Annotated in this window: 19 protein-coding genes and 1 tRNA gene; 12 read left to right on the top strand and 8 right to left on the bottom strand. The window is 63.3% G+C overall.

Annotated elements, in window-relative coordinates; translation table 11 throughout:
* Positions 1 to 39 precede the first annotated feature (39 nt).
* Positions 40 to 768: a DUF4198 domain-containing protein gene (locus F474_RS18465; RefSeq protein WP_097087214.1), complete on the bottom strand. Its 729-nt coding sequence runs from the start codon at positions 766 to 768 to the stop codon at positions 40 to 42.
* A gap of 131 nt (positions 769 to 899) precedes the next feature.
* Positions 900 to 1,571: a hypothetical protein gene (locus tag F474_RS18460; protein WP_097087216.1), complete on the bottom strand. Its 672-nt coding sequence runs from the start codon at positions 1,569 to 1,571 to the stop codon at positions 900 to 902.
* Between the two features lie 170 nt (positions 1,572 to 1,741).
* Here F474_RS18460 and F474_RS18455 point away from each other — a divergent pair, with 170 nt between their 5' ends.
* From F474_RS18455 to F474_RS18440, 4 genes are all read left to right on the top strand, one after another.
* The gene (locus F474_RS18455; RefSeq protein ID WP_097087219.1) at positions 1,742 to 2,431 is read left to right on the top strand and encodes a DUF2076 domain-containing protein; all 690 of its coding nucleotides are present in this window, start codon (positions 1,742 to 1,744) and stop codon (positions 2,429 to 2,431) included.
* Between the two features lie 86 nt (positions 2,432 to 2,517).
* Positions 2,518 to 2,997 carry an NYN domain-containing protein gene (locus tag F474_RS18450; protein WP_097087221.1) on the top strand — a complete coding sequence of 160 codons (480 nt, stop codon included), beginning with the start codon at positions 2,518 to 2,520 and terminating at the stop codon, positions 2,995 to 2,997.
* A 78-nt stretch (positions 2,998 to 3,075) separates the two neighbouring features.
* Positions 3,076 to 4,401 carry a DEAD/DEAH box helicase gene (locus F474_RS18445; protein ID WP_097087224.1) on the top strand — a complete coding sequence of 442 codons (1,326 nt, stop codon included), beginning with the start codon at positions 3,076 to 3,078 and terminating at the stop codon, positions 4,399 to 4,401.
* 170 nt (positions 4,402 to 4,571) lie between these two features.
* Positions 4,572 to 5,054, top strand: a complete 483-nt coding sequence (locus F474_RS18440; RefSeq protein WP_097087226.1) for a carboxymuconolactone decarboxylase family protein — start codon at positions 4,572 to 4,574, stop codon at positions 5,052 to 5,054.
* On the opposite strand, the gene F474_RS18435 is transcribed toward F474_RS18440, so the two are convergent.
* Positions 5,051 to 6,448: a PLP-dependent aminotransferase family protein gene (locus F474_RS18435; protein WP_097087229.1), complete on the bottom strand. Its 1,398-nt coding sequence runs from the start codon at positions 6,446 to 6,448 to the stop codon at positions 5,051 to 5,053. The two genes, F474_RS18440 and F474_RS18435, sit on opposite strands and share 4 nt — an antisense overlap.
* A gap of 768 nt (positions 6,449 to 7,216) precedes the next feature.
* Here F474_RS18435 and F474_RS18425 point away from each other — a divergent pair.
* Positions 7,217 to 8,173, top strand: coding sequence for a tetratricopeptide repeat protein (locus F474_RS18425; RefSeq protein ID WP_256582811.1), 957 nt, complete (start codon positions 7,217 to 7,219; stop codon positions 8,171 to 8,173).
* Positions 8,174 to 8,778: 605 nt separating this feature from the next.
* On the opposite strand, the gene F474_RS18420 is transcribed toward F474_RS18425, so the two are convergent.
* The 4 genes from F474_RS18420 to rpsU all read right to left on the bottom strand — a co-directional run bounded on the left by F474_RS18420 (position 8,779) and on the right by rpsU (position 13,383).
* Positions 8,779 to 8,855, bottom strand: a tRNA-Ile gene (locus tag F474_RS18420).
* A gap of 210 nt (positions 8,856 to 9,065) precedes the next feature.
* Positions 9,066 to 10,910 carry an RNA polymerase sigma factor RpoD gene (gene rpoD / locus F474_RS18415; RefSeq protein WP_097087235.1) on the bottom strand — a complete coding sequence of 615 codons (1,845 nt, stop codon included), beginning with the start codon at positions 10,908 to 10,910 and terminating at the stop codon, positions 9,066 to 9,068.
* A 67-nt stretch (positions 10,911 to 10,977) separates the two neighbouring features.
* Positions 10,978 to 12,975 carry a DNA primase gene (gene dnaG, locus F474_RS18410; RefSeq protein WP_097087237.1) on the bottom strand — a complete coding sequence of 666 codons (1,998 nt, stop codon included), beginning with the start codon at positions 12,973 to 12,975 and terminating at the stop codon, positions 10,978 to 10,980.
* Between the two features lie 192 nt (positions 12,976 to 13,167).
* Complete coding sequence (gene rpsU / locus F474_RS18405) at positions 13,168 to 13,383, bottom strand: 30S ribosomal protein S21 (RefSeq protein ID WP_003255575.1); 216 nt, start codon at positions 13,381 to 13,383, stop codon at positions 13,168 to 13,170.
* 202 nt (positions 13,384 to 13,585) lie between these two features.
* On the opposite strand from rpsU, the gene tsaD reads away from it, so the two are divergent.
* The 7 genes from tsaD (at position 13,586) to F474_RS18370 (ending at position 20,788) form a co-directional block, all read left to right on the top strand.
* Positions 13,586 to 14,611 carry a tRNA (adenosine(37)-N6)-threonylcarbamoyltransferase complex transferase subunit TsaD gene (gene tsaD / locus F474_RS18400; RefSeq protein WP_097087239.1) on the top strand — a complete coding sequence of 342 codons (1,026 nt, stop codon included), beginning with the start codon at positions 13,586 to 13,588 and terminating at the stop codon, positions 14,609 to 14,611.
* Positions 14,612 to 14,749: 138 nt separating this feature from the next.
* On the top strand, positions 14,750 to 15,469 hold the full coding sequence (pcaH, locus tag F474_RS18395) for a protocatechuate 3,4-dioxygenase subunit beta (protein ID WP_097087241.1): 720 nt from the start codon (positions 14,750 to 14,752) through the stop codon (positions 15,467 to 15,469).
* A gap of 11 nt (positions 15,470 to 15,480) precedes the next feature.
* Positions 15,481 to 16,086: a protocatechuate 3,4-dioxygenase subunit alpha gene (gene pcaG, locus F474_RS18390; protein WP_097087244.1), complete on the top strand. Its 606-nt coding sequence runs from the start codon at positions 15,481 to 15,483 to the stop codon at positions 16,084 to 16,086.
* Between the two features lie 151 nt (positions 16,087 to 16,237).
* Entirely contained in the window at positions 16,238 to 17,014 is a 777-nt protein-coding gene (locus F474_RS18385; protein WP_097087247.1) for an IclR family transcriptional regulator, read from the top strand.
* Positions 17,015 to 17,086: 72 nt separating this feature from the next.
* Positions 17,087 to 18,004 (top strand): DMT family transporter, encoded by a 918-nt coding sequence (locus tag F474_RS18380; RefSeq protein ID WP_097087249.1) that lies wholly within the window; start codon positions 17,087 to 17,089, stop codon positions 18,002 to 18,004.
* 146 nt (positions 18,005 to 18,150) lie between these two features.
* A complete protein-coding gene (quiC, locus tag F474_RS18375) occupies positions 18,151 to 20,052 on the top strand; it encodes a 3-dehydroshikimate dehydratase QuiC (protein WP_097087251.1) in 1,902 nt (633 codons plus the stop codon).
* 70 nt (positions 20,053 to 20,122) lie between these two features.
* Positions 20,123 to 20,788, top strand: a complete 666-nt coding sequence (locus F474_RS18370; RefSeq protein WP_097087253.1) for a TetR/AcrR family transcriptional regulator — start codon at positions 20,123 to 20,125, stop codon at positions 20,786 to 20,788.
* 67 nt (positions 20,789 to 20,855) lie between these two features.
* Here F474_RS18370 and F474_RS18365 read toward each other — a convergent pair whose 3' ends face one another.
* Positions 20,856 to 21,704 carry a shikimate dehydrogenase gene (locus F474_RS18365; protein ID WP_097087255.1) on the bottom strand — a complete coding sequence of 283 codons (849 nt, stop codon included), beginning with the start codon at positions 21,702 to 21,704 and terminating at the stop codon, positions 20,856 to 20,858.
* Between the last annotated feature and the right edge of the window lie 139 nt (positions 21,705 to 21,843).

Raw genomic sequence — 21,843 nt, 5'->3', positions numbered from 1 at the left:
TGAAAGCGCGGCCCAGGTGGGATGAGCCGCGGCGGGGTATTACTCGTGGTGCTCGGCGCCGACGAACGTCAGCGAGGTGAAGTAGCCGTACGCGTCGAGCGCCTTGTTGCCCTCGACCTTGGCCTCGCTGTAGGCGGCGATCACGTTCAGGCCTTCGTTGCGCACCGTGACCTGGGCGCGGCCGTCCTTGTCGGTGGTGATGGTGGCTTGCTCGGGCATGTTGCGAAAGTCTTCGTAAAGCTTGACCCCTTCGACCGGTTTGCCGTTGGACAGCACCTGCACGGCAAGCGGCTTGCCCTGCCCCACGGTGGCGGGGTCCACTTGCGGCACGATCACCAAGCCCAGTTTGTCGAGCTTGGGCAACTGGCTGTAGTGGTCGTTGATCGCCAGGCTGTAGCGCAGCCCCTGCGTGGTGGACACGGCGTTCTTGACCTCGGCCTTGGGTTTCTCTGCCCACTTGCCGTCGGCGTCCTTGGTCCACACGCCTGCGTCGAATTCCACGGCCACCACGGCCGCCCCCTTGGCCGGTGCCAGGCGGGCGTGATCCTTGAGTTTCTCGATCTCGACCTTCAACGCGTCGCCCTTGCCGTTCCAGGCGTGGGCGGCCTTGACCTGGGCAGGGTCGAAGGCATCGTCTTCGGCGCCTTCGCCGACCACCACTTCGATGTGGCCACGGCGCTGTTCGGTCCAGAGGCCGTGAGCATTGGCCTGGGTGGCGGCGAGTAGGGGGAGGGCAGCGGCGATCAGGTGCAGCGAGAAACGTTTCATGGAAAGCCTCGTTGTCGGAAGAAGCACTAAGCTAACGAAGCGAGGGGGGGTAAATCTGTGCCGTACTGTTACCAGATTTTACCGAAGCTCACCGGCTTCAGGAGGTGTCTGGCAACAGCCGCCAGCCGGCCTCAGCCGGGCTGGCGCAGGCTGGGGTCGGCGATGAGCATGAACAGGCGGAACAGCACGACCGTGGTGAACAGCTGCAGGAAGCTGTTGAGGCTGTCGATGATCAATTGCACGAGCATGTTGCCGCCTTCCGGTGGGTACACCTGGGCGCTGGCCCAGTCGATCGCCCACAGCGGCACCAGCACCAGCAGGATGCACGCCAGGATGCGCCAGAAATGGCCCTGGGTGAGCAGGAAGCTCTGCTTGATCGCACTGAGCGGTGGCAGCCCGCGCAGCACCAGCAGGTATTCGGAAAACACCAGTTTGGCCATCACCCACAGCCCCGGCAGCACGAACAGCGACATGCCCAGCATGATGCACAGCGTGCTCACCGCAGCCAGCAGCGCAAAGCGTGGCCACAGGCGCAGCGCCATGGCCCAGAGGTCTTGGGTGCGCGGGGTGTCGCCGTGGCTGCGGGCATCGAGGAACAGGATCAGGGCGCCGGTGTAGAGGGGATAGAACAGCAGGCCGACGAGGATGTCGTACACAGGTGAGCCGTTGGGGCCGGTGCTATGGGCCACCAACTGCTCGGCCAGCGCTTCCAGCACGATCAGTGGCAGGCACAGCGCAGCGATGGCCAGCAGGTGGCGGCGAAAGAAATACAGGGCGTCTTGGACTACGGTGAGCGGATTCATTGGGGTCTGCGTCAGGGTCGAATGGCGAAGCAGGCGTCACTGTAGCCGATCGGCCGCGGCTGGATAAATTAACTTTAATGCGGGGTATGGATTGAAAGCACCGGGGCCGGGCCGCATTGTTTTCCCGTCTGGCCAGTGGGCCACTTCTTTCGGCAACTTGCGAGGTCGCCATGAACAGTGAAGAGCAAACCCTGATCGATGGCTTGTTCACCCGCCTGAAAAAGGCCGAGGCCGAGGGCGGCGCCCGCGATGCCCAGGCCGATCAGTTGATCAAGCAGCACCTGGCCGCCCAGCCATCGGCCGCCTACTACATGGCCCAGGCCATTCTGGTGCAGGAGGCAGCCCTCAAGCGCATGGATGAGCAGAAGCGCCAATTGCAGGCTGAGCTGGATGAAGCGCGTAGCCGGGCGCAGGCGCCTGCCCAGCAAGGCGGCGGGGGCTTTCTTTCCAACCTGTTCGGCGGCGGTAGCCGTGAGCCTGCGCCTGCCCCGCGCAGCGCCGGCGGCTGGCGCGACCCCAACAGCGGCTGGGGCCAGCCTGCGCCCCAGCAGAACTATGCCCCACCACCCCAACCGCAGGCCGCACCGGCTGGCGGCGGCTTCATGCGGGGTGCGTTGCAGACCGCCGCCGGCGTGGCCGGGGGCGTGATGCTGGCTGAGGGCATCAGTAGCCTGTTTCACCACAACAGCGCGCCGCAGGAGATCGTCGAGGTCATCCGCGACGAGCCGGCAAATTATGACCAGGGCCAGGTGGCCGACCAGGGCAACTGGAGTGACCAGGACCCCGGCGGCTTCGCTAACACCGATTGGGGCAGCGATGGCGCCGACGGCGGCTTCTTCGACGACGATGATTACGTCTGAAGCCTCAAGGGCTGGCATACTGATCGCCTGACCACGCAGCGCCGCCTTCGGGCGGCGCTGCCGTATCCAGCCGAAAAGGGGCAGGTGTGAAAACCATCGCTGTGTTCGCCGATGTACAGAACCTGTATTACACCGTGCGCCAGGCCTACGGTTGCCACTTCAATTACTCGGCCTTCTGGCAGCAGATCAGCCGCGAAGGCCAGATCGTCAAGGCCTATGCCTACGCCACCGAGCGCGGTGACCCGCGCCAGCAGCAGTTCCAGCAGATCCTGCGCAACGTGGGCTTTACCGTGAAGCTCAAGCCCTACATCCAGCGCGCCGATGGCTCGGCCAAGGGCGACTGGGACGTGGGCATCACCATCGACGTGCTGGACGCCGCGCCCGAGGTCGATGAGGTGGTGCTGGCCTCTGGCGATGGCGATTTCGATTTGCTGCTGCAGCGGGTCATCGAGCGCCACGGTGTGCAAGCCACCGCCTACGGCGTGCCTGGGCTGACCGCCGGGGCGCTGATCCGCGCAGCCAGCCGCTACGTGCCCATCGAAGGCAACCTGTTGCTGCGCCATTGAGCCGGGCGGTGGCGCTCGCGGGGCACGCACTGGTGTAAACTGCGCGCCCGTATTTGCCCCACCCTGATTGGTACCTCCATGACCTTCGCCTCCCTCGGCCTGATCGACCCTTTGCTGCGCACCCTGGAAACCCTGGGTTACAGCGAGCCTACCCCGGTTCAGCAAAAGGCTATCCCCGCAGTGCTCGCTGGCCGCGACCTGATGGCCGCCGCCCAGACCGGCACCGGCAAGACCGCGGGCTTCGCCTTGCCCTTGCTGCAGCGCCTGGCGCAAGAAGGGGCGAAGGTGGCCAGCAACTCGGTACGCGCCCTGGTGCTGGTGCCCACCCGTGAACTGGCCGAGCAAGTGCATGCCAATGTGCGTGCCTATGCCGAGGCGCTGCCGGTCAGCACCTACGCGGTGTATGGCGGCGTCAGCATCAACCCGCAGATGATGCGCCTGCGCCGTGGTGTCGACGTGCTGGTGGCCACGCCTGGCCGGCTGATGGACCTGTTCCGCCAGAACGCAGTCAAGTTCAACCAGGTCCAGGCACTGGTGCTCGACGAGGCCGACCGCATGCTCGACCTGGGGTTTGCCGAAGAACTGCGTGGCCTTTATGCCAGCCTGCCCAAGCGCCGCCAGACGCTGCTGTTCTCCGCCACGTTCTCCGACGAGATTCGCATGCTTGCCGGGCAGATGCTCGACGAGCCATTGTCGGTGGAAGTCAGCCCGCGCAACGTTGCCGCCAGCAGCGTGAAGCAATGGCTGGTCACGGTGGATAAAAAGCGCAAGGCCGACCTGTTTTGCCACCTGCTCAAGGCCAAGCGCTGGAAACAGGTACTGGTGTTCGCCAAAACCCGCAACGGCGTTGACCAATTGGTCGAGCGCTTGCAGGGCCAGGGTTACGCCGCCGATGGCATCCACGGCGACCGCCCGCAGGCCACGCGCCAACGCGCGCTGGATCAATTCAAGGCCGGTGAGCTGGCAATCCTGGTTGCCACTGACGTGGCCGCACGGGGCCTGGACATCCAGGACCTGCCCCAGGTGGTCAACCTCGACCTGCCCATCAACGCCGAGGACTATGTTCACCGCATCGGCCGCACCGGCCGTGCTGGCAATACGGGTGAAGCGGTCTCGCTGGTGTGCGCCGATGAAGTCGACCAACTGGCCGCCATCGAGCGCCTGACCCGGCAGGTGATCAAGCGCATCGATGAGCCAGGCTTCGAACCTGATCACCGTGTGCCGGAAACCACCGCCGGCGGTGAAGTCATCAAGAAACCGAAAAAACCCAAGAAGCCGAAAACCGGTGGTGCGAAAGGGTCACTGGGGCGGTGGGTGGAAAACCACGATGCACCGCAGCCCGAGATTCAGGCGGTGCGCAAGGTGCCCAAGTTCAATACCGGGCCGCGCAAGCGTAAGCCTTGAGAGGCACCGCCCTTGCGAAGGGTAGCGGGCTGTTTGCGCCGCTCGCGCACTGGCCGAATGATCTCGTTGATCGGGTCATGGCCTAGGTGAAAACGCAATTCTTGGCTCTATGTGGCTAGGCCAAGGCTCCCTAAGCTGCCTGCAGTTATTTCACAGCACAGGTAGCCCCCATGACCCAACGCCTCGATTACACCCAGCTCGCTGCCGAAGCCAGCGCTAAATACCTGGATTTCACCCTGGAGCTCACGCGCAAGACGCCCTGGCTCGCGCCGCTCAAGCACCTGGTGATGCTGCGAGCATCCCAACTCAACGGCTGCGCGTTCTGCGTAGACATGCACGTGAAAGAAGCGCGGCTACACCAGGAGCGCGAGCTGCGTCTGCACCATGTGGCGATTTGGTACGAGTCGCCGCTGTTCTCGGCCCGTGAACGAGCAGCTTTGGCCTGGACCGAGGTACTCACGCAATTGCCCCCCAATGGTGTCAGCGAGGCGGATTACGCCCAGGTGCGGGAGCAGTTTTCCGAAAAAGAAGTGGCGGAGCTGACCTACCTGATCATCGCCATCAACGGCTGGAATCGCCTGGGCGTGGCCTTCACCCCGGTGCCCGGGAGCTGCGACGAGCTTTACGGGTTGGATAAAGCCGGTTTGAGTTAATACCCCGTGAGCCGCCGAATGGCCTGGCCCAGGCGCACGGCGTCGGCCGGGTCGCTGCAGTGCGTGAAGCCAATCAACAGCCCCGGTGCAGCGGGCACCCCGGCGTACCACGCAGACAACGGTTGCACGGCCATGCCTTGCTCGAGCAGCTGCTGCGCTATTCGGCGGTCGTCCAGATGAGGGGCGAGCTCGAGCAGAAGATGCATGCCCCCTGGCGCTGGCGCCGCCCGCTGCCCGGTACCCAGCCCCTGTGCCAGCGCCTCGGCAGTGGCGGTTCGGCGCTGGGCGTAAAGCTTGCGCATGCGCGCGATGTGCCGGGCGAAATGCCCCTCGGCCATGAATGTTTGAACCTGCGCCTGCACCATCGCCGGCACTGCGCCCGCGAAAAAGCACCGGCTCACGCGCTCGAAGCGTTCCACTTCGCTTGCAGGCACCATCAAGTAGGCGACTCGCAGGCCAGGAAACAGCACCTTGCTGAAGGTGCCTGAATACAGCACCCGGCCCTGGGTATCCAGGCTCGCCAAGGCGGGCAAAGGCCGGCTGCAGTAGCGGAACTCGCCGTCGTAGTCATCCTCCAGCACCCAACTGCCCGCTTGGCTTGCCCAGGCCAACAACGCCTGGCGCCGGGGCAGGGCAAGGCTCACCGACAGCGGGCTTTGGTTGGCCGGGGTCACCACCGCCAGGCGCGCATGAGCCGCCTGGGCCACGCCTTGCTCGACGTTCAAACCGTGCTCATCCACTGCGACCGGCACCGGGGTAAACCCTGCTTCGCGCAGCAACTGGCGAGTGGGCGGGTAGCCGGGGCTTTCCACCCAGGCCGCATCGCCCTGCTGCAGCAAAGCGTGTGCTACCAGTGCCAGGCTGTGCCGCCAGCCGCTGGTGATGAACACCTGGCCCGCCTCGCAACTCAAGCCGCGCGCCACCTGCAGGTACGCGGCGATAGCCGCGCGCAGCCCCGGCAGCCCATGGGGCGGCGGGTAATCCAGCGCCTCGATGCCCATCCCGCGAACGTAGCGCGCCCCCAGGCGCGCCCACAACTTACGCGGAAATACATCCAGCGCCGGCACCCCCATCTGGAAGGGCATCAGCGTGCCAGGGCGCCAGAGGGTGTCAGGGAACTGTGCGCCTTGCGCCGGCAACGGGGTAGGGGCGGCACGGGTGGTGCTGTGTAACTGCAGGTTCGGGTTCACCACCGTGCCGGCCGCGCCCCGGGCCAGCAGGTAGCCCTCGCCAGTCAACAGCGCCCAGGCCTGGTCGACCGTACCGCGCGCCACGCCCATTTCCTTGGCCAATGCGCGAACCGAGGGCAGGCGCTCGCCAGGCTCGAGCGTGCCGGTCTCGATGGCGGTGCGGATGCGTTGGTAGAGTTGGTGGTGGAGGGCGGGGAGATTCATCGTGGGATAGTGAGGTGCAGGCCTAGCTCTGTGTTTGGCATGAAATCGGTTATCTAGTCTGATGCTGGGCCAAGCGTCTGGGTCAGGCATATCGAACAGCAAAGTCCGCAATCTTGCCTGTGCCCTGATAATCCACCATCTGCATCCCCTGTGCTCTTGAATGCTGCGTTTAGCCAACTGCACAGCCTTGTGGTGAAGGCTAGACGCAGATTCGGCGGGCGCCGATATCGGTATAAGGACGTTGCTCAATTCGATGACACCCTCTCGCGGGGCTCTGGCAAACTTCATCAGCCACTGATTGCAGTTGCTGGTCTTGTCCACGCACCAGTAGGTTGGCCCGGCCCGGCCCGGCCCGAACTGACCGAGCTGTCGGTCAGCTTTGCCTACCCAATAATCAAAGATGAAAACGGCTTTCGCAGCGATGGAGGTACCTTCAGCGCTTGTGAATAAAGTAGGTCGGTAGCATCGGCGATGTAGGCTAAAGCAAAGCAGTCACCGGCGCCAAGATCCGTTTGTGCTTATGGGTTGTAGCGCAGCAGGGTAGGGTCTACGTATATGCACCTGTGCTCCGGGATAGGAAGGCCAAAGTCAGCCGCGAGATTTGCGCACAGCAGTGATGCTCAGGGCGCGCGCCAGTGCGTCGTGCTGCTGCAACCTGCGTGTGGCTAGTACGGTTCGAACCTACCCAGCAGAGGCATTGCCTTGTTGGCTTTTATACACGCCTTTAGAATGGCCTGCCCTCGCCAGGCAGGAAACACCATGTGGTTCATGAATAAAAAAACGCTTAGTGCCGAGCAGGCGACTGCGCTCAATGACCAGGCCTGGGCGGCCTTTCGTGAGCAGGATCTGGACGCCGCGCAGGAGTGCTTCCAGACCCTTGCCAAAGCGTGTCCCGCCGACCCGCGCTGGATGAATGGCGTTGGCGCGGTGAGCCTGGCACGTGACGATCGCGCCGATGCCCATCGACACTTCCAGATGGCCGCCGATCGTGACTATCCCGGCAGCCACTACAACCTCGGCATCATGGCCTACCAGGACGGTAATCACGATGCCGCCCGCCGACACTTCCAGAGAGCTGCCGAGCACGATTATCCGGGCAGCCACTACAACCTCGGCAGCCTGGCCTTCCAGGAGGGTGATCACGACACCGCCCGCCAATACTTCCAGAAAGCCGCCGGGTACGATTGTCCCCGCAGCCACTTCTACCTTGGCAGCATGGCCTACCAGGATGGCGATCACGATGCCGCCGTCGAGCACCTCAGCAACGCCGTGCGCCACGATCATCCGGAGGCGCTGAACCTGCTCGGTGACGTCCATCTGCATGCCGAGCGCTATCCGCAGGCTGAGCAGGCTTACCGGCGCGCGGCCGAGTTGGGCAATGTCGACGGCTACAATAATCTTGGCCTTCTGTGCTTGCAGCTCGAAGACTATCAGCAGGCCAAGCAAGCGTTGTTGCAGGCCCTGGAATCCGACCACGTCTACGCCCAGCACAACCTGGCTGTGGCCTGTCACCGCCTGGGCGAGCTCGAGGCGGCCGAGCGCTGGTACCTGATCTCCTTCTCCCTGCACGGCAACCTGCAATCGCTGGAGAACCTTGGGCATGTATATGGCGAAAGTGGGCGTCAGGTCGAGGGCCAGGCGCTGGTCGCGGCCTCCGACAAGCTCTACGAGGATCAGCCTCTCAACGATTACGAGCAGGCGTTGATCGACCGTTTGCTGGCCTGAGCGACGATGACCTTACGGAGAATCCTCGACGACGCTTGAGAGAGGCGCTGGGGTATCGCAGCCATGGGGTGATCTGAACCTGCCGCCCGATCTGCAGATCAGCAGGATTGCCCTGCTGACCAATGATCTGTCGACACATCCGGCGAAGTACGCGATGCGCCACCGTATCCCGTACACCAGCGTCGCCACTCAGCTCACCGAGCTGGCGCCGAAGTTGGCCGTGCATGTGGGCGGCTGCGCCCGCATCGCCGGCCTGATGTAGGGCGCGAACTTCGCAGTCGTGCTGGCGGCTAGTGGCGCTGTCGCGGATGCGACGCTTCTCGCGCATCGAGCACATCGCCATCAGCGCGGTGATGGACGACCAGGCCCTGGGCGGGCCGAAAAGCTAGAGCGACGTAGACGATTTGCGACCTTTTGGTCGTTCGCTACGAGCCCTTTGCTTTTTGTGTGCCCTCGGATGCCGCAGACGGTGCGATGCATTTGGTCAAAAGCGTGCAAGCGGAGCCGCACTGTACCTATTTGTACCTTCGGACCATAGGACTGATCCGGCTGCCACAAACCCCAAAAAGCCAAAAGCCGCGCAATCGCGCGGCTTCTCGAATGTCTGGTGGGCCCACACGGACTCGAACCGTGGACCAAAGGATTATGAGTCCTCTGCTCTAACCAACTGAGCTATAGGCCCTGACAGGCCGCTGATTATAACCAGCTCCCACGCCCTGCACCATCCGAAAAACCATTCAGAAATAAAGACGTGCAGATATTTTCACGCCGTAGCTTCTGGATTGCCGAGCCTGAAGAGTGGCTGGGGCTTTGGCTACCTCCCAACCCGCGCCCAAAAAAATCCCCGCCGCTGATCACTCAGGGGCGGGGATGGGTGCTTCAAGGCCGGCTATCACTCATCCAGGAACGAACGCAGGTGTTCGCTACGGGTTGGGTGGCGCAGCTTGCGCAGTGCCTTGGCTTCGATCTGGCGGATCCGCTCGCGGGTCACGTCGAACTGCTTGCCCACTTCCTCGAGGGTGTGGTCAGTGTTCATGTCGATGCCGAAGCGCATCCGCAATACCTTGGCTTCGCGGGCGGTGAGGCCTGAGAGCACTTCGCGGGTGGCTTCCTTGAGGCTTTCGACCGTAGCCACGTCGATCGGCGACTGCATGGTGGAGTCTTCGATGAAGTCGCCCAGATGGGAGTCTTCGTCGTCGCCGATGGGGGTTTCCATCGAGATCGGCTCTTTGGCGATCTTCAACACCTTGCGGATTTTGTCCTCAGGCATTTCCATGCGCTCGCCCAGCTCTTCCGGAGTGGGTTCGCGGCCCATCTCCTGGAGCATCTGCCGGGAGATACGGTTGAGCTTGTTGATCGTCTCGATCATGTGCACCGGGATACGGATGGTGCGCGCCTGGTCGGCGATCGAACGGGTGATCGCCTGGCGAATCCACCAGGTGGCGTAGGTCGAGAACTTGTAGCCGCGGCGGTATTCGAACTTGTCCACTGCCTTCATCAGGCCGATGTTGCCTTCCTGGATCAGGTCGAGGAATTGCAGGCCGCGGTTGGTGTACTTCTTGGCGATCGAGATCACCAGGCGCAGGTTCGCCTCGACCATTTCCTTCTTGGCGCGGCGTGCCTTGGCTTCGCCGATGGACATCCGGCGGTTGACGTCCTTGATCTCGGCGACGGTCAGGCCGGTTTCGTTCTGCAGGGCGAGGAGTTTTTCCTGGCAGCGCTGGATATCCGCTTGCAGGCGGCCGATGGCTTCGGCGTACTTGCTCTTGCCGGAGGCCAAGCCTTCTGCCCAGGCGGTGTCGACTTCGTTGCCGGGGAAGAACCGCAGGAAGTCGGCACGGGGCATGCGAGCGTCACGCACGCACAGCTGCATGATGGCGCGTTCCTGGCCGCGAACGCGGTCCAGGGCACCGCGCACCATTTCAACGAGCCCTTCGTACTGCTTTGGCACCAGCTTGATCGGCATGAACAGCTCGGCCAGGGCCAGCAGCTCGGCTGCGCCCTCCTTGCTGCTGCGGCCGTGCTTCTTCAGGGCCTTTTGGGTCACCTGCAGCTGGTCGGAAACCGCGCCGAAACGCTGGCGGGCGACTTCCGGGTCGGGGCCGCTCTCGGTTTCTTCCTCTTCGTCGTCGCTTTCCTCTTCTTCCTCGTCGTCCTTCTCGGCAGCGGGGGCGGCCTTTTGGTCGGCGGGGGCGGGCGGCTCGGACGGCTCGGCGATGGCGTCATCGGGATCGATGTAGCCGCTGAGCACGTCGGACAGGCGGCCACCTTCGGTAGTCACGCGGTCGTATTCGCTCAGGATGTGGTCGACGGTACCGGGGAAATGGGCGATCGCGCTCATCACCTCGCGAATGCCTTCCTCGATGCGCTTGGCGATTTCGATTTCGCCTTCGCGGGTCAGCAGCTCCACGGTGCCCATTTCACGCATGTACATGCGCACTGGGTCGGTGGTGCGGCCGATGTCGGTTTCGACCGCAGCCAGGGCGGCAGCAGCCTCCTCGGCGGCGGCTTCGTCCGTATCGGCTTCGGCCAGCAACAGAGCGTCCGCATCCGGGGCACTCTCGAATACGTTGATCCCCATGTCGTTGATCATGCGGATGATGTCTTCCACCTGCTCCGGATCTGAAATATCCTCTGGCAGGTGGTCGTTGACCTCCGCGTAAGTCAGGTAGCCCTGCTCACGACCGCGGGTGATCAACTCTTTGATACGAGATTGCTGTTGCGCTTTTCCGGACATAACACCCTATCCACTTAAGGTCTTGGCGGGCAAAAAACAAGCCGAGGATTATACCGCAGCTATGACCTCACACGCCAGTTGAGGTCGGGGTTTGTGCGTTCGCCTTGCTGTTGAAAAGATCGCGCAGCTGGTCTTTTTCCTCTGCGCTAAGCGATTGGCCCTGCCGGGCCTTGTTGAGCAGCAGCTCCAGAGCGCGCTCACGCTGGCGCGCCGACAAGCTGGTTATGGTGTCGAAAAACTGTTGTTCAAGGTTGTCGGCATCGATCAACCACTCCTTTTCCGCCAGGGCGGTCAGCAAACGGCCCTGATCGGTACCATGCCAACGCGCGATCAATTGTAGAGAGCGTAGCTTAGGATTTTTCTGGAGTGCCTCCAGCAACGCCACCAGCAACTGCGAGTAAACCTGGTTTTCATCGGCGAAATGGCTGGCGTCGTCGACCTTGCCGGCCAGTTGCGGATGGTGCAGCAAACTGCGCAATGCAGTGAGCACAGGAGCTTCGACGCTCACCGGCGGCCGCGGGGCACGTGGGGCGAAATCATTGCGGTTTTTACCCTTTTGCCAGGGCTTGCCCGCGCCGTCTTTCTTCCAGTTCTTACGTTCGCCGCCCTGGCGCGGTGCCCAGTTTTGCTGGGGGGCGTCGGCTGCGTAGTCGGCATAGGCCGGGGCGTAGTCGCCCCCGTGGCCTTCGAAATCGATACCGCCGATGTCGTATTCCGGCGCCGAACCAGAGGCCGGCGCTGAAGGGGGCGCGGCAGGTGCCTGCTGGGCCAATTGGCTCAGTGCCTCGCCCGACAGCCCGGTAATCTCCGCCAGGCGTGCCCGCATCAGGGCCTTGAGGTTGGCGCCGGGAATGCGGTCGATCAACGGCGCCGCCAGGGTGACCATGTGCGCCTTGCCCTCGAGCGAGCGTGGGTCGGCTTCTTCGGTCAGTTGCTGGAAGAAGTAGTCTGCCAGCGGCTGCGCATGCTGATGGATGCGCGCGCGGAAGGCGTCGGTGCCTTCGGCCCGCACCAGCGAGTCAGGGTCTTCGCCTTCGGGCAGAAACAAAAAGCGCGCCTTGCGCCCGTCCTGCAGGCTCGACAACGTGGATTCGAGCGCGCGCCAGGCAGCGTTGCGGCCGGCCTGGTCGCCATCGAAGCAAAACAGCACGCTGGGCACCAGGCGGAACAACCGCTTGAGGTGCTCCTCGCTGGTGGCTGTGCCGAGCGTGGCCACGGCATTGCGCAACCCCTGCTGGGCGAGGGCGATGACGTCCATGTAACCTTCGACCACGATCACTTCGTCGAGGTTGCGGTTGTGCTTGCGCGCCTCGTACAGCCCATAGAGCTCCTGGCCTTTGTGAAACACCGGGGTTTCCGGTGAGTTCAGGTACTTGGGCTTATCGTCGCCCAGTACCCGGCCGCCGAAGGCGATGACCCGGCCACGGCTGTCGCGGATGGGGAACATCACCCGGTCGCGGAAGCGGTCGTAGCGCTTGCCGGTGTCGGCGTTTTCGATCAGCAAGCCGGCGTCGATCATCACCTTCTGCTGAAGGGTATCGGCGCCCAAATGCTTGAGCAGGTTGTCCCAGCCCGGCGGTGCCAGGCCCAGGCCGAAGTCGCGCGCCACCTCGCCGGAGAGCCCGCGGCCCTTGAGGTAATCCACTGCGGCGCGGCGCTGCGGGTGGTGCTTCAGGGCCTGGCGGTAGAATTCGGCAGCGGCCTCCAGCAACGGGTACAGCGGCGAGTCGGTAGGCTGGCGCGGTTTGTTGCTGCGCCGGCCTTCTTCGCGCGGCACTTCCATGCCCAGGGCCTTTGCCATTTCCTCGACGGCCTGGGGGAAGTCCAGGTTGTCGTGGTCCATGACGAACCCCAAGGCGTTGCCGCCTGCGCCGCAGCCAAAGCAATAGTAGAACTGCTTGTCGGGGCTGACGGTGAAGGAGGGGGTTTTCTCCTTGTGGAAGGGGCAACAGGCCGAGTAGTTCTTGCCGGTCTTCTTGAGCTGCACGCGCGAGCTGACGACATCGACAATGTCGGTGCGGTTGAGCAGGTCGTCGATAAAGCTCTGTGGGATCAGCCCGGCCATACGGGTTCCTTCAGGCGTTGGCGCCAGTGGGTCTCGTGAAGCCCTTCAATGAGCAGCGTATCGGGCGAAGCGGGGAAAACTGGAGGGAAACGCAAGCGCTTGGCAACCGATTGCCACGTTTCTAAAGCACAACTGCCAAAAGCCCGGCTTTTGAGGGCCGGGCCAGGCAGAAGCTTGCAGCGTGCGGCTGTATCAGTACAGGCGTACGGCGCGGCGCTGTTCGCGCTGGACTTTCTTGGCGTGACGCTTCACAGCGGCAGCAGCCTTGCGCTTACGCTCGGCGGTAGGCTTCTCGTAGAACTCGCGGCTACGAACTTCGGCCAGTACGCCGGCTTTTTCGCAGGAGCGCTTGAAACGACGCAGAGCTACGTCGAAGGGTTCATTCTCTTTAACTTTGACGGCTGGCATCCAGAGCTACCTTCATTCATTACCGGGGCAACGTACCCCATGGCGGAACTCGCTCTGGATACGTCAGTTTTTAAGGGTTGCGAATAGTACCCCTTGAGCAAGGGGTTTGCAAAGCCTCTGATCGAAAACCGCTGGTCGGCATGGCAGGCGGCGACTATCATGCGCGCCTTCTTTATATGCCCAAGGCCCGAAATCAGAAGCCATGTTAGTACTGGGACTGGAAACATCCTGCGACGAAACCGGCGTAGCGCTCTATTGCAGCGAGCGTGGCCTGCTGGCAGATGCGCTATTCAGCCAGATCGACCAGCACCGTGTCTACGGCGGCGTGGTGCCAGAGCTGGCTTCCCGCGATCACGTCAAGCGCATGCTGCCGTTGATCCGCCAGGTGCTGGCCGACGCCGGCTGCGCCTCCACCGACATCGACGCCATTGCCTACACCGCCGGGCCCGGCCTGGTCGGTGCGCTGCTGGTCGGTGCCTCTTGTGCGCAAGCGCTGGCGTTCGCCTGGAACATCCCGGCCCTTGGTGTGCACCACATGGAGGGCCATCTGCTGGCTCCGATGCTCGAAGAGCACCCCCCGGCCTTCCCGTTCGTTGCGCTGCTGGTCTCCGGTGGGCACACCCAGTTGGTCCGGGTAGACGGTATCGGCCAGTACCAGTTGCTGGGCGAAAGCCTGGATGACGCCGCAGGCGAAGCTTTCGACAAAACTGCCAAGCTCATGGGCCTGCCGTACCCCGGCGGCCCTGAAATTGCGCGGCTGGCCGAACAGGGCGCACCAGGCCGCTTCACGTTCCCGCGGCCAATGACCGACCGCCCGGGCCTGGATTTCAGCTTCAGCGGGCTGAAAACCTTTACCCTCAATACCTGGCAGGCCTGCCAGGCAGCGGGGGACGACGGCGAGCAAACCCGCTGCGACGTGGCCCGCGCCTTCCAGCAGGCGGTGGTCGAGACGCTGGCGATCAAGTGCAAGCGCGCCTTGAAGCAAACCGGCCTCAGGCACCTGGTGATTGCCGGCGGCGTAAGCGCCAACAAGGCCTTGCGCACAGAGCTGGAGCACATGACCGCCGCGCTCAAGGGTGGAGTGTTCTATGCCCGCCCACGCTTTTGCACCGATAACGGTGCGATGATCGCGTACGCAGGCTGCCAGCGCCTGCTGGCGGGGCAAAAGGAAGGCCTGGGCATTCACGTGCAGGCGCGCTGGCCCATGGAGCAGCTGCCGGCGGTTTGAGCCAGCGGGGCCATTCATAACCCATTGGTTATGAATGGCCTTCTTCTTTTCAGTATTTAAACGGTGCCGGTTGTTCGACACTGGCCGGCATGCGCCCCGTGAGCGCGTGCCCCATAACTCGAACAACAGGAGCTCGACGTGTCTGATCAGGATCAGAGCCGCTTCGTCATCCGTGACCGTAACTGGCACCCCAAAGCCTTCACCCCCGATTACAAAACGTCGGTGGCCCGCTCCCCGCGCCAAGCGCTGGTGAGCATTCCGCAAACGGCCAGCGAGAGCACCGGGCCGAATTTTTCCCACTTGAAATTCGGCGAGCACGACAACGACCTGCTGCTCAATTTCAACAACGGTGGCCTGCCGGTGGGCGAGCGCATCATCGTGGCTGGCCGGGTGTTGGACCAATACGGTCGCCCGGTGCCGCATACCCTGGTCGAAATGTGGCAAGCCAATGCCGGTGGGCGCTATCGCCACAAGAATGATCGTTACCTTGCGCCCCTGGACCCGAATTTCGGGGGCGTCGGCCGCACCCTGACCGATGCTGACGGCAACTACCAGTTCCGCACCATCAAGCCGGGCCCATACCCCTGGCGCAACGGCCCCAATGACTGGCGCCCGGCGCATATCCACTTTTCCATCAGCGGCCCGTCGATCTCGACCCGCTTGATTACCCAACTGTATTTCGAAGGCGACCCGCTGATCCCGATGTGCCCGATCGTGAAGTCCATCGCCAACCCCGAAGCGGTGCAGAGCCTGATCGCCCGGCTCGACATGGCCAGCGCCAACCCGATGGATTGCCTGGCCTACCGTTTTGATATCGTGCTGCGCGGCCAGCGCCAGACCCACTTCGAAAACCGCTGAGGAGCCGCGCCATGCCTATCGAATTGCTCAACGAAACCCCTTCGCAGACGGCCGGCCCTTACGTGCACATCGGCCTGGCCCTGGCCGCAGCCGGCAACGCGCCCCGTGATCAGGAAATCTGGAACCAGATGGCCAAGCCTGGCGCCCCGGGCGAGCACATCCTGTTGCTGGGCAACGTCTATGACGGCAACGGCCACTTGGTGCGCGACTCATTCCTGGAGTTCTGGCAGGCCGATGCCTCGGGCCGCTACGACATGGCGTTCGACCTGGAAAAGCCCTTCAACAGCTTTGGCCGCACCGCCACCACTTTCGACGCCGGGGAGTGGGCGCTGCATACCATCAAGCCGGGGGTGGTGCACACCCGTGCGGGCGTGCCGATGGCGCCGCACATCAATGTCAGCCTCTTTGCCCGTGGCATCAACATTCACCTGCAAACGCGGCTGTACTTCGATGACGAAGCCCAGGCCAACGCCCAATGCCCGATCCTCAACCTGATCGAGCAACCCCAGCGCCGCGAAACGCTCGTAGCCAAGCGCTGCGAAGTGGATGGCAAAACCGCTTATCGTTTCGACATCCGCATTCAAGGCGAGGGCGAAACGGTGTTCTTCGACTTCTGAGGCCGTTCGGCAGGGCAGGCGCCGGTGGGAAAGGCCGTTGGTGTGGAAAATCGGAACCATGTTCCATACTCTATACCGCATCGCCTTTCCCCTTCAGGCGCTTCGCGGCCTTGTTCGCCGCACGCCGATTCCCTTCCTGACGAGATGCCCAATGGCCGGAAGCCAGATTGAACGCGCTATTCACCTGATCGAACTGCTTGCCCAGGCCCCCCGAGGGCTGAACCTGCAAAGCCTGGCTGACGAAGCTCAGGTACCCAAAAGTGCTGCGCACCGCATGCTTGCCGAGCTCTCCCGGCTGGGCTACGTGCGGCAGAACGCGGAAAACGCTCGCTACTTGCTCACCACCCGGCTGGTGGCCATGGGTTTTCGGCATTTGGCGGGTAGTGGGGCGGATGTCGTGCAGCCAATCCTCGACCGGCTGGCGCAGAGCAGTGGTGAGCTGGTGCGCCTTGGCGTGATCTGCCAGCAGCGCCTGACCTGGATCGCCAAGGCCCAGGGCGCCGGCGCCGGGCTCAGATACGACCCTGACATGGGCCGCGACGCGCCTTTGTTCCCTACGGCATCCGGCCATGCCTGGCTTGCCACCCTCAGCGACGCACAGGCGCTTGCGCTGGTAGAAGGCCAAGGGCCCCTGCCACCCGAGGCGATGGGGCCCGGCGCACCGAAGCACAATGCACAGCTGCTCGAAAGGCTGGGCCTTGCCCGCCAGCGCGGCTACGCTCAAGTACGCGATAGCTCGGCCATCGGTACCGCGGCAATCGCCTGCGCGGTATTGCACCCGCAGCACGGTGGGGCCGTGGGGGTGCTGAGCATCGCCGGGCCTGGCGCGCGCCTGCCGGACGAGAAGCTCGAAGCTTTGGCCCCGGCCCTGCTGGCAGCGGCGAGTGAAATCTCCGACGTGGTGCTGGTATCGGAGTGGTTTGGCTGAAGTGCTTGCGCGCGCTTCGGAACATTGTTCTAAATAGTTGCAACCTGTCACGTACTGGAACGCCTCTCGCCGATGACTTCCCCCGACACCTCGCTCAACGCCGCGCAACAGCCTCTTCGAGGCATGCTGCTGATGGTGGTGGCCACGCTGTTGTTTGCCAGCCACGACGTGCTTTCGAAATACCTGTCGGGTTTCTACCCGGTCATGCTGGTGATCTGGGTGCGCTACTTGGTGCATACGCTCCTGATGATGGGGATTTTCCTGCCGCAGTCAGGCCTGCGCATCCTGCGGACGCGCAGGCCCCTGCTTCAGGTGGCGCGGGCCCTGTGCCTGTTGGGCACCAGCCTGCTGTTCATTTCGGGCCTGCAGTACATCCCGCTGGCCGAGGCCACGGCGGTCAACTTCCTTTCGCCATTGATGGTCACGGCGCTTTCGGTGCCGCTGCTCAAGGAGCGGGTCAGCACCGGCCAATGGCTGGCGGTGCTGGTGGGGTTCAGTGGGGTGATGGTCATCGTGCATCCTGGGGGCGAGCTGTTCACGCCCGCAATCCTGTTTCCGTTCGGCTCGGCGTTGTGCTTTTGCGCCTACCAACTGCTGACGCGTATCGTCGCTCGAACCGACAGCCCGACCACCAGTAACTTCTTCGCCGGCATTTTCAACACCGTGATCATGAGCGTGATCGTGCCGTACTTCTGGCAGTGGCCAACCCTGACGCACGGCTTGTTCATGCTAGTGCTCGGGGGTTGCGGCATGGGGGCGCACCTGCTGCTGACCCAGGCCTTTCGCCACGCGGCGCCTGCGTTGCTGGCGCCGTTCGGCTATTGCCAGATCGTGTTCGCTGGCATTTACGGCGTTTTGATCTTCAGCCACACACCACCGCCCAGTGCCATCGCGGGGATCTGCATCATCTGCCTGTCGGGTATCGCTGCGGCATGGCTGCAGCGCAGGTCGCAGAAGCGAGCCCGCGCTGGCCTCACGGCGGGAACATAAATGCTGTTCGATAATCGAACGAAAAGTAACCAGGCAGTACGCGAGAAACTCTGCCATATACGGTATAAGAACCCTCACAAAAACGCGTAGACCAGGCGCTCGACAGGCTATGTTTACGGCCTGCCCGCTGCCTTCTGGAGCCAGTCATGCATCGTTCCATCGCCACGGTATCGCTTAGCGGCACCCTTCCGGAAAAACTCGAGGCGGTGGCCGCCGCAGGCTTCGACGGTGTCGAGATCTTCGAAAACGACCTGCTCTATTACGACGGCAGCCCGCGGGAAATCCGCCAGATGTGCGCCGACCTGGGCATCGCGATCACGTTGTTCCAGCCTTTTCGCGATTTCGAAGGGATGCCGCGCGAGCGCTTGCAACGCAATATCGACCGCGCCGAACGCAAGTTCGACCTGATGCAGGAGTTGGGCACCGACCTGGTGCTGGTGTGCAGCACTGTCGCTCCGGACTCGACAGGCGATGAGCGCATTCTGGTCGATGACATGCGCCTGCTGGCCGAGCGCGCAGGGGCTCGTGGCCTGCGCATCGGTTACGAAGCGCTCGCCTGGGGGCGGCACGTGAACCGCTACAGCCAGGTCTGGAACATCGTGCGCCAGGCCGACCACCCGGCATTGGGCGTTATTCTCGACAGCTTTCATACCCTTTCGCTCAAGGATGACCCGGCAGGCATCGCTCAGATCCCTGGCGACAAGATCTTCTTCGTGCAGATGGCCGATGCGCCGATCCTGGCGATGGACGTGCTGGAGTGGAGCCGCCACTTCCGTAATTTCCCCGGCCAGGGTGACTTCGACTTGCCGGGCTTTCTGGCGCCGATTCTGCAAACCGGCTACAGCGGCCCGTTGTCGCTGGAAATCTTCAATGACGGTTTCCGCGCAGCGCCTCCTCGGGCCAACGCAGCCGACGGCTTACGCTCGCTGCTGTATCTGGAGGAAAAAACCCGTGAGCGCCTGGCGGGCGCAGCGCCCAAGCCAGAGATTCTCTTCGCTCCACCGGCCGCCGCCCCCTATGGCGGTGTGGAGTTCCTGGAGTTCGCCGTGGACGAAGCCACCGGTGCCAAGCTCGGCCACTGGCTTGGCCAGCTCGGCTTTGCCGAAGCAGGCCGGCACCGCTCCAAGAACGTGACGCTGCTGCGGCAGAACGACATCAACCTGATTCTCAACTCAGAGCCTTATTCGTTCGCCCACAATTTTTTCGAGGCCCACGGCCCCTCATTGTGCGCCACCGCCGTGCGCGTGCAAGACAGCGCCAAGGCACTGGAGCGGGCGGTGGCCTACAAGGCCCAGCCTTATCGTGGCCTGGTCGGTCCCAACGAGCGTGAGCTGGCTGCCGTGCGTGCGCCCGATGGCAGCCTGATCTACCTGGTAGACGCCGATGCCCAAGGCCGCACCATCTACGAGACCGACTTCACCCTCAAGCCTGCGCCGGCCACCCCCGGCCCGCTGGGGCGCATCGATCACATGGCCATGGCCCTGCCGCCGGATGCGCTGGACAACTGGGTGCTGTTCTACAAGAGCATCCTCGACTTCAAGGCCGACGACGAAGTGGTACTGCCCGACCCCTACGGCCTGGTGAAGAGCCGCGCTATCCGCAGCCGTTGCAGCAGTGTGCGGCTGCCGCTGAACATCTCGGAAAACCGCGGCACGGCCATCTCCCACGCTTTGAGCACCTACCGCGGTTCAGGCGTGCACCACATCGCGTTCGACTGTGAGGACATCTTCGCCACCGTCAACCACGCCAAGGAAGCGGGCCTGCCGCTGCTCGACATCCCGCTGAACTACTACGACGACCTCGCCGCGCGGTTCGATTTCGATGATGAGTTCCTGAGCGAGCTGGCCTACTACAACGTGCTGTACGACCGCGATGCCAATGGTGGCGAGCTGTTCCACGTGTACACCGAGCCGTTCGAAAACCGTTTCTTCTTCGAAGTGCTGCAACGCAAAGGAGGCTACGCCGGCTACGGCGCAGCCAACGTGGCGGTGCGCCTGGCAGCGATGGCCAAGGCGCGCAGCGGGGCTGGCCACAAGGCCAGGCTCTGACTGGCGGCCTTTCATTCCGGGCCTGCGCCGGATCATAATCGGCGCTGGACCTTCCGGCCGTGAGCCCTCAATGACAACAACAGACGAAGCTCCCGCCGCCCTCCCGGCGCGCAGGAGCCGCAAGAACAACCCCGAAAAAACCCGCGAAAACATCCTCCAGGCCGCCATCGCCGAGTTCGTCTCGCAAGGCCTGGCCGGTGCACGGGTAGACGCCATCGCTGAGCGTACGCAAACCAGCAAGCGCATGATCTATTACTACTTCAACAGCAAGGAGCAGCTGTACATCGAGGTGCTCGAGAAGCTCTACGGCGATATCCGCAATACCGAAAGCAACATGCACTTGGCCGAGCTGCCGCCGGAAGAGGGGATTCGCCGGTTGGTGGAGTTCACGTTCGACCACCATGATCGCAATGTGGATTTCGTGCGCATCGTCTGCAACGAGAACATTAATTGCGGCCAGTACGTGAAACAATCCAAGGCCATCCAGTCGATGAACACCACCGTGCTCAATGCGCTGGACGAGATCCTGCGCCGGGGCGAGGCGCTGGGGGAGTTCCGGGAAGGGCTCAAGGCCATCGACGTGCACATGATGATCAGCGCCTTCTGCTTCTACCGGGTCTCCAACCGGCACACCTTCGGCGCGCTGTTCGCCGTGGATTTCGACGACCCGGTGCTCAAGGCGCATCACCGGGAAATGTTCGTCGATACCCTGCTGCGGTTCGTACGCAAAGGGTAGGGGTGGCGCGGGCCGCGGCGGCGCCCGCGGCCCTTGGGTGCAGCGCGAATTCCAGGGCAGGCGCTGCCTAGATCATGCGCTTGAAGTGCTCAGTCATCCGCTGCGCGTCGGCCGGCAAATCACTGAACAGCTCGAATGCCTTGACTGCCTGGAACACCGCCATGGTGCCGCCGTCGAGCGTGCGGCAGCCCAATGCGCGGGCGTCACGCAACAGCTGAGTTTCCAGTGGGAAGTAAACGATTTCCGCCACCCACAACTCCGGGCGCAGCAGTTCAGCGGGCACCGGCGTGCCGGGCAACTTGGCCATGCCCATGGGCGTGGTGTTGACGATCCCCTGGGCCTGGCCTACGGCCGAGGCGAGGTCGCTGCCCACACTGGCTGGCGCGCCGGGGAAATGGGCGTTGAGGTTGTCGACCAATGCCTGCGCCCTTTGTGGCTCCACGTCGAATACGGTCAGTTGCTTCACGCCCTCGAGCAACAGCGCGTGAGCCACCGCCGACCCGGCGCCGCCGGCTCCCATCTGCACCACCCGCTCCCGAGCGGCCCCTTCCAGCCCGCGGCGAAAGCCCTCGGCAAAGCCCAGGCAGTCGGTGTTATGGCCCACCCGCTTGCCGTCCTTGAGCACCACCGTATTCACCGCGCCAATGCCCCGTGCCTCGGGCGACAGCTCATCGAGTAGCGCAATGATGGCCTGCTTGGCCGGAAACGTGATGTTCAAGCCAGTGAAACCGGTGCGTTGTGCCGCAACCAGCAGCTCTTCGAGGTGTTCGTTGCCCAGCTTGAGCACGTCCAGGTCGATCAGCCGATAGACATAACCCAGGCCTTGGCTGGCCCCTTCGGCCTCGTGCATGGCCGGGGTTTTGGACTGCTGGATACCGGCGCCGATCAGGCCGGCCAGGATGGTTTTACGCGACATGCAGTTCACTCGTGTCGAGGGCTTTGATTGTTGTTCTTGGCGATCGCCGGGATTTGTGGCCCCTGCGTGGTTTTCAAAATGAACCAGGCAGTTACACAGGTCAACGGCTTTTGTGTCGCTGGCCGAGCAAGGGCTGCGA

It is taken from the genome of Pseudomonas sp. URIL14HWK12:I12, assembly GCF_003097135.1.
Classification (GTDB): domain Bacteria; phylum Pseudomonadota; class Gammaproteobacteria; order Pseudomonadales; family Pseudomonadaceae; genus Aquipseudomonas.
The sequence above is the reverse complement of the archived record's forward strand: the minus strand, read 5'-3'. Positions and strand labels throughout refer to the sequence as shown.

Excerpts from the sequence above, each read along its gene's own strand:
- F474_RS18380 (WP_097087249.1), top strand. The coding sequence starts at position 17,087 with ATGACTTCCCCCGACACCTCGCTCAACGCCGCGCAACAGCCTCTTCGA.
- F474_RS18435 (WP_097087229.1), bottom strand. The coding sequence starts at position 6,448 with ATGAATCTCCCCGCCCTCCACCACCAACTCTACCAACGCATCCGCACC.
- F474_RS18455 (WP_097087219.1), top strand. The coding sequence starts at position 1,742 with ATGAACAGTGAAGAGCAAACCCTGATCGATGGCTTGTTCACCCGCCTG.
- quiC (WP_097087251.1), top strand. The coding sequence starts at position 18,151 with ATGCATCGTTCCATCGCCACGGTATCGCTTAGCGGCACCCTTCCGGAA.
- dnaG (WP_097087237.1), bottom strand. The coding sequence starts at position 12,975 with ATGGCCGGGCTGATCCCACAGAGCTTTATCGACGACCTGCTCAACCGC.
- pcaG (WP_097087244.1), top strand. The coding sequence starts at position 15,481 with ATGCCTATCGAATTGCTCAACGAAACCCCTTCGCAGACGGCCGGCCCT.
- F474_RS18440 (WP_097087226.1), top strand. The coding sequence starts at position 4,572 with ATGACCCAACGCCTCGATTACACCCAGCTCGCTGCCGAAGCCAGCGCT.
- rpsU (WP_003255575.1), bottom strand. The coding sequence starts at position 13,383 with ATGCCAGCCGTCAAAGTTAAAGAGAATGAACCCTTCGACGTAGCTCTG.
- F474_RS18460 (WP_097087216.1), bottom strand. The coding sequence starts at position 1,571 with ATGAATCCGCTCACCGTAGTCCAAGACGCCCTGTATTTCTTTCGCCGC.
- F474_RS18385 (WP_097087247.1), top strand. The coding sequence starts at position 16,238 with ATGGCCGGAAGCCAGATTGAACGCGCTATTCACCTGATCGAACTGCTT.
- F474_RS18370 (WP_097087253.1), top strand. The coding sequence starts at position 20,123 with ATGACAACAACAGACGAAGCTCCCGCCGCCCTCCCGGCGCGCAGGAGC.
- rpoD (WP_097087235.1), bottom strand. The coding sequence starts at position 10,910 with ATGTCCGGAAAAGCGCAACAGCAATCTCGTATCAAAGAGTTGATCACC.
- tsaD (WP_097087239.1), top strand. The coding sequence starts at position 13,586 with ATGTTAGTACTGGGACTGGAAACATCCTGCGACGAAACCGGCGTAGCG.
- F474_RS18465 (WP_097087214.1), bottom strand. The coding sequence starts at position 768 with ATGAAACGTTTCTCGCTGCACCTGATCGCCGCTGCCCTCCCCCTACTC.
- F474_RS18445 (WP_097087224.1), top strand. The coding sequence starts at position 3,076 with ATGACCTTCGCCTCCCTCGGCCTGATCGACCCTTTGCTGCGCACCCTG.
- F474_RS18365 (WP_097087255.1), bottom strand. The coding sequence starts at position 21,704 with ATGTCGCGTAAAACCATCCTGGCCGGCCTGATCGGCGCCGGTATCCAG.
- F474_RS18425 (WP_256582811.1), top strand. The coding sequence starts at position 7,217 with ATGAATAAAAAAACGCTTAGTGCCGAGCAGGCGACTGCGCTCAATGAC.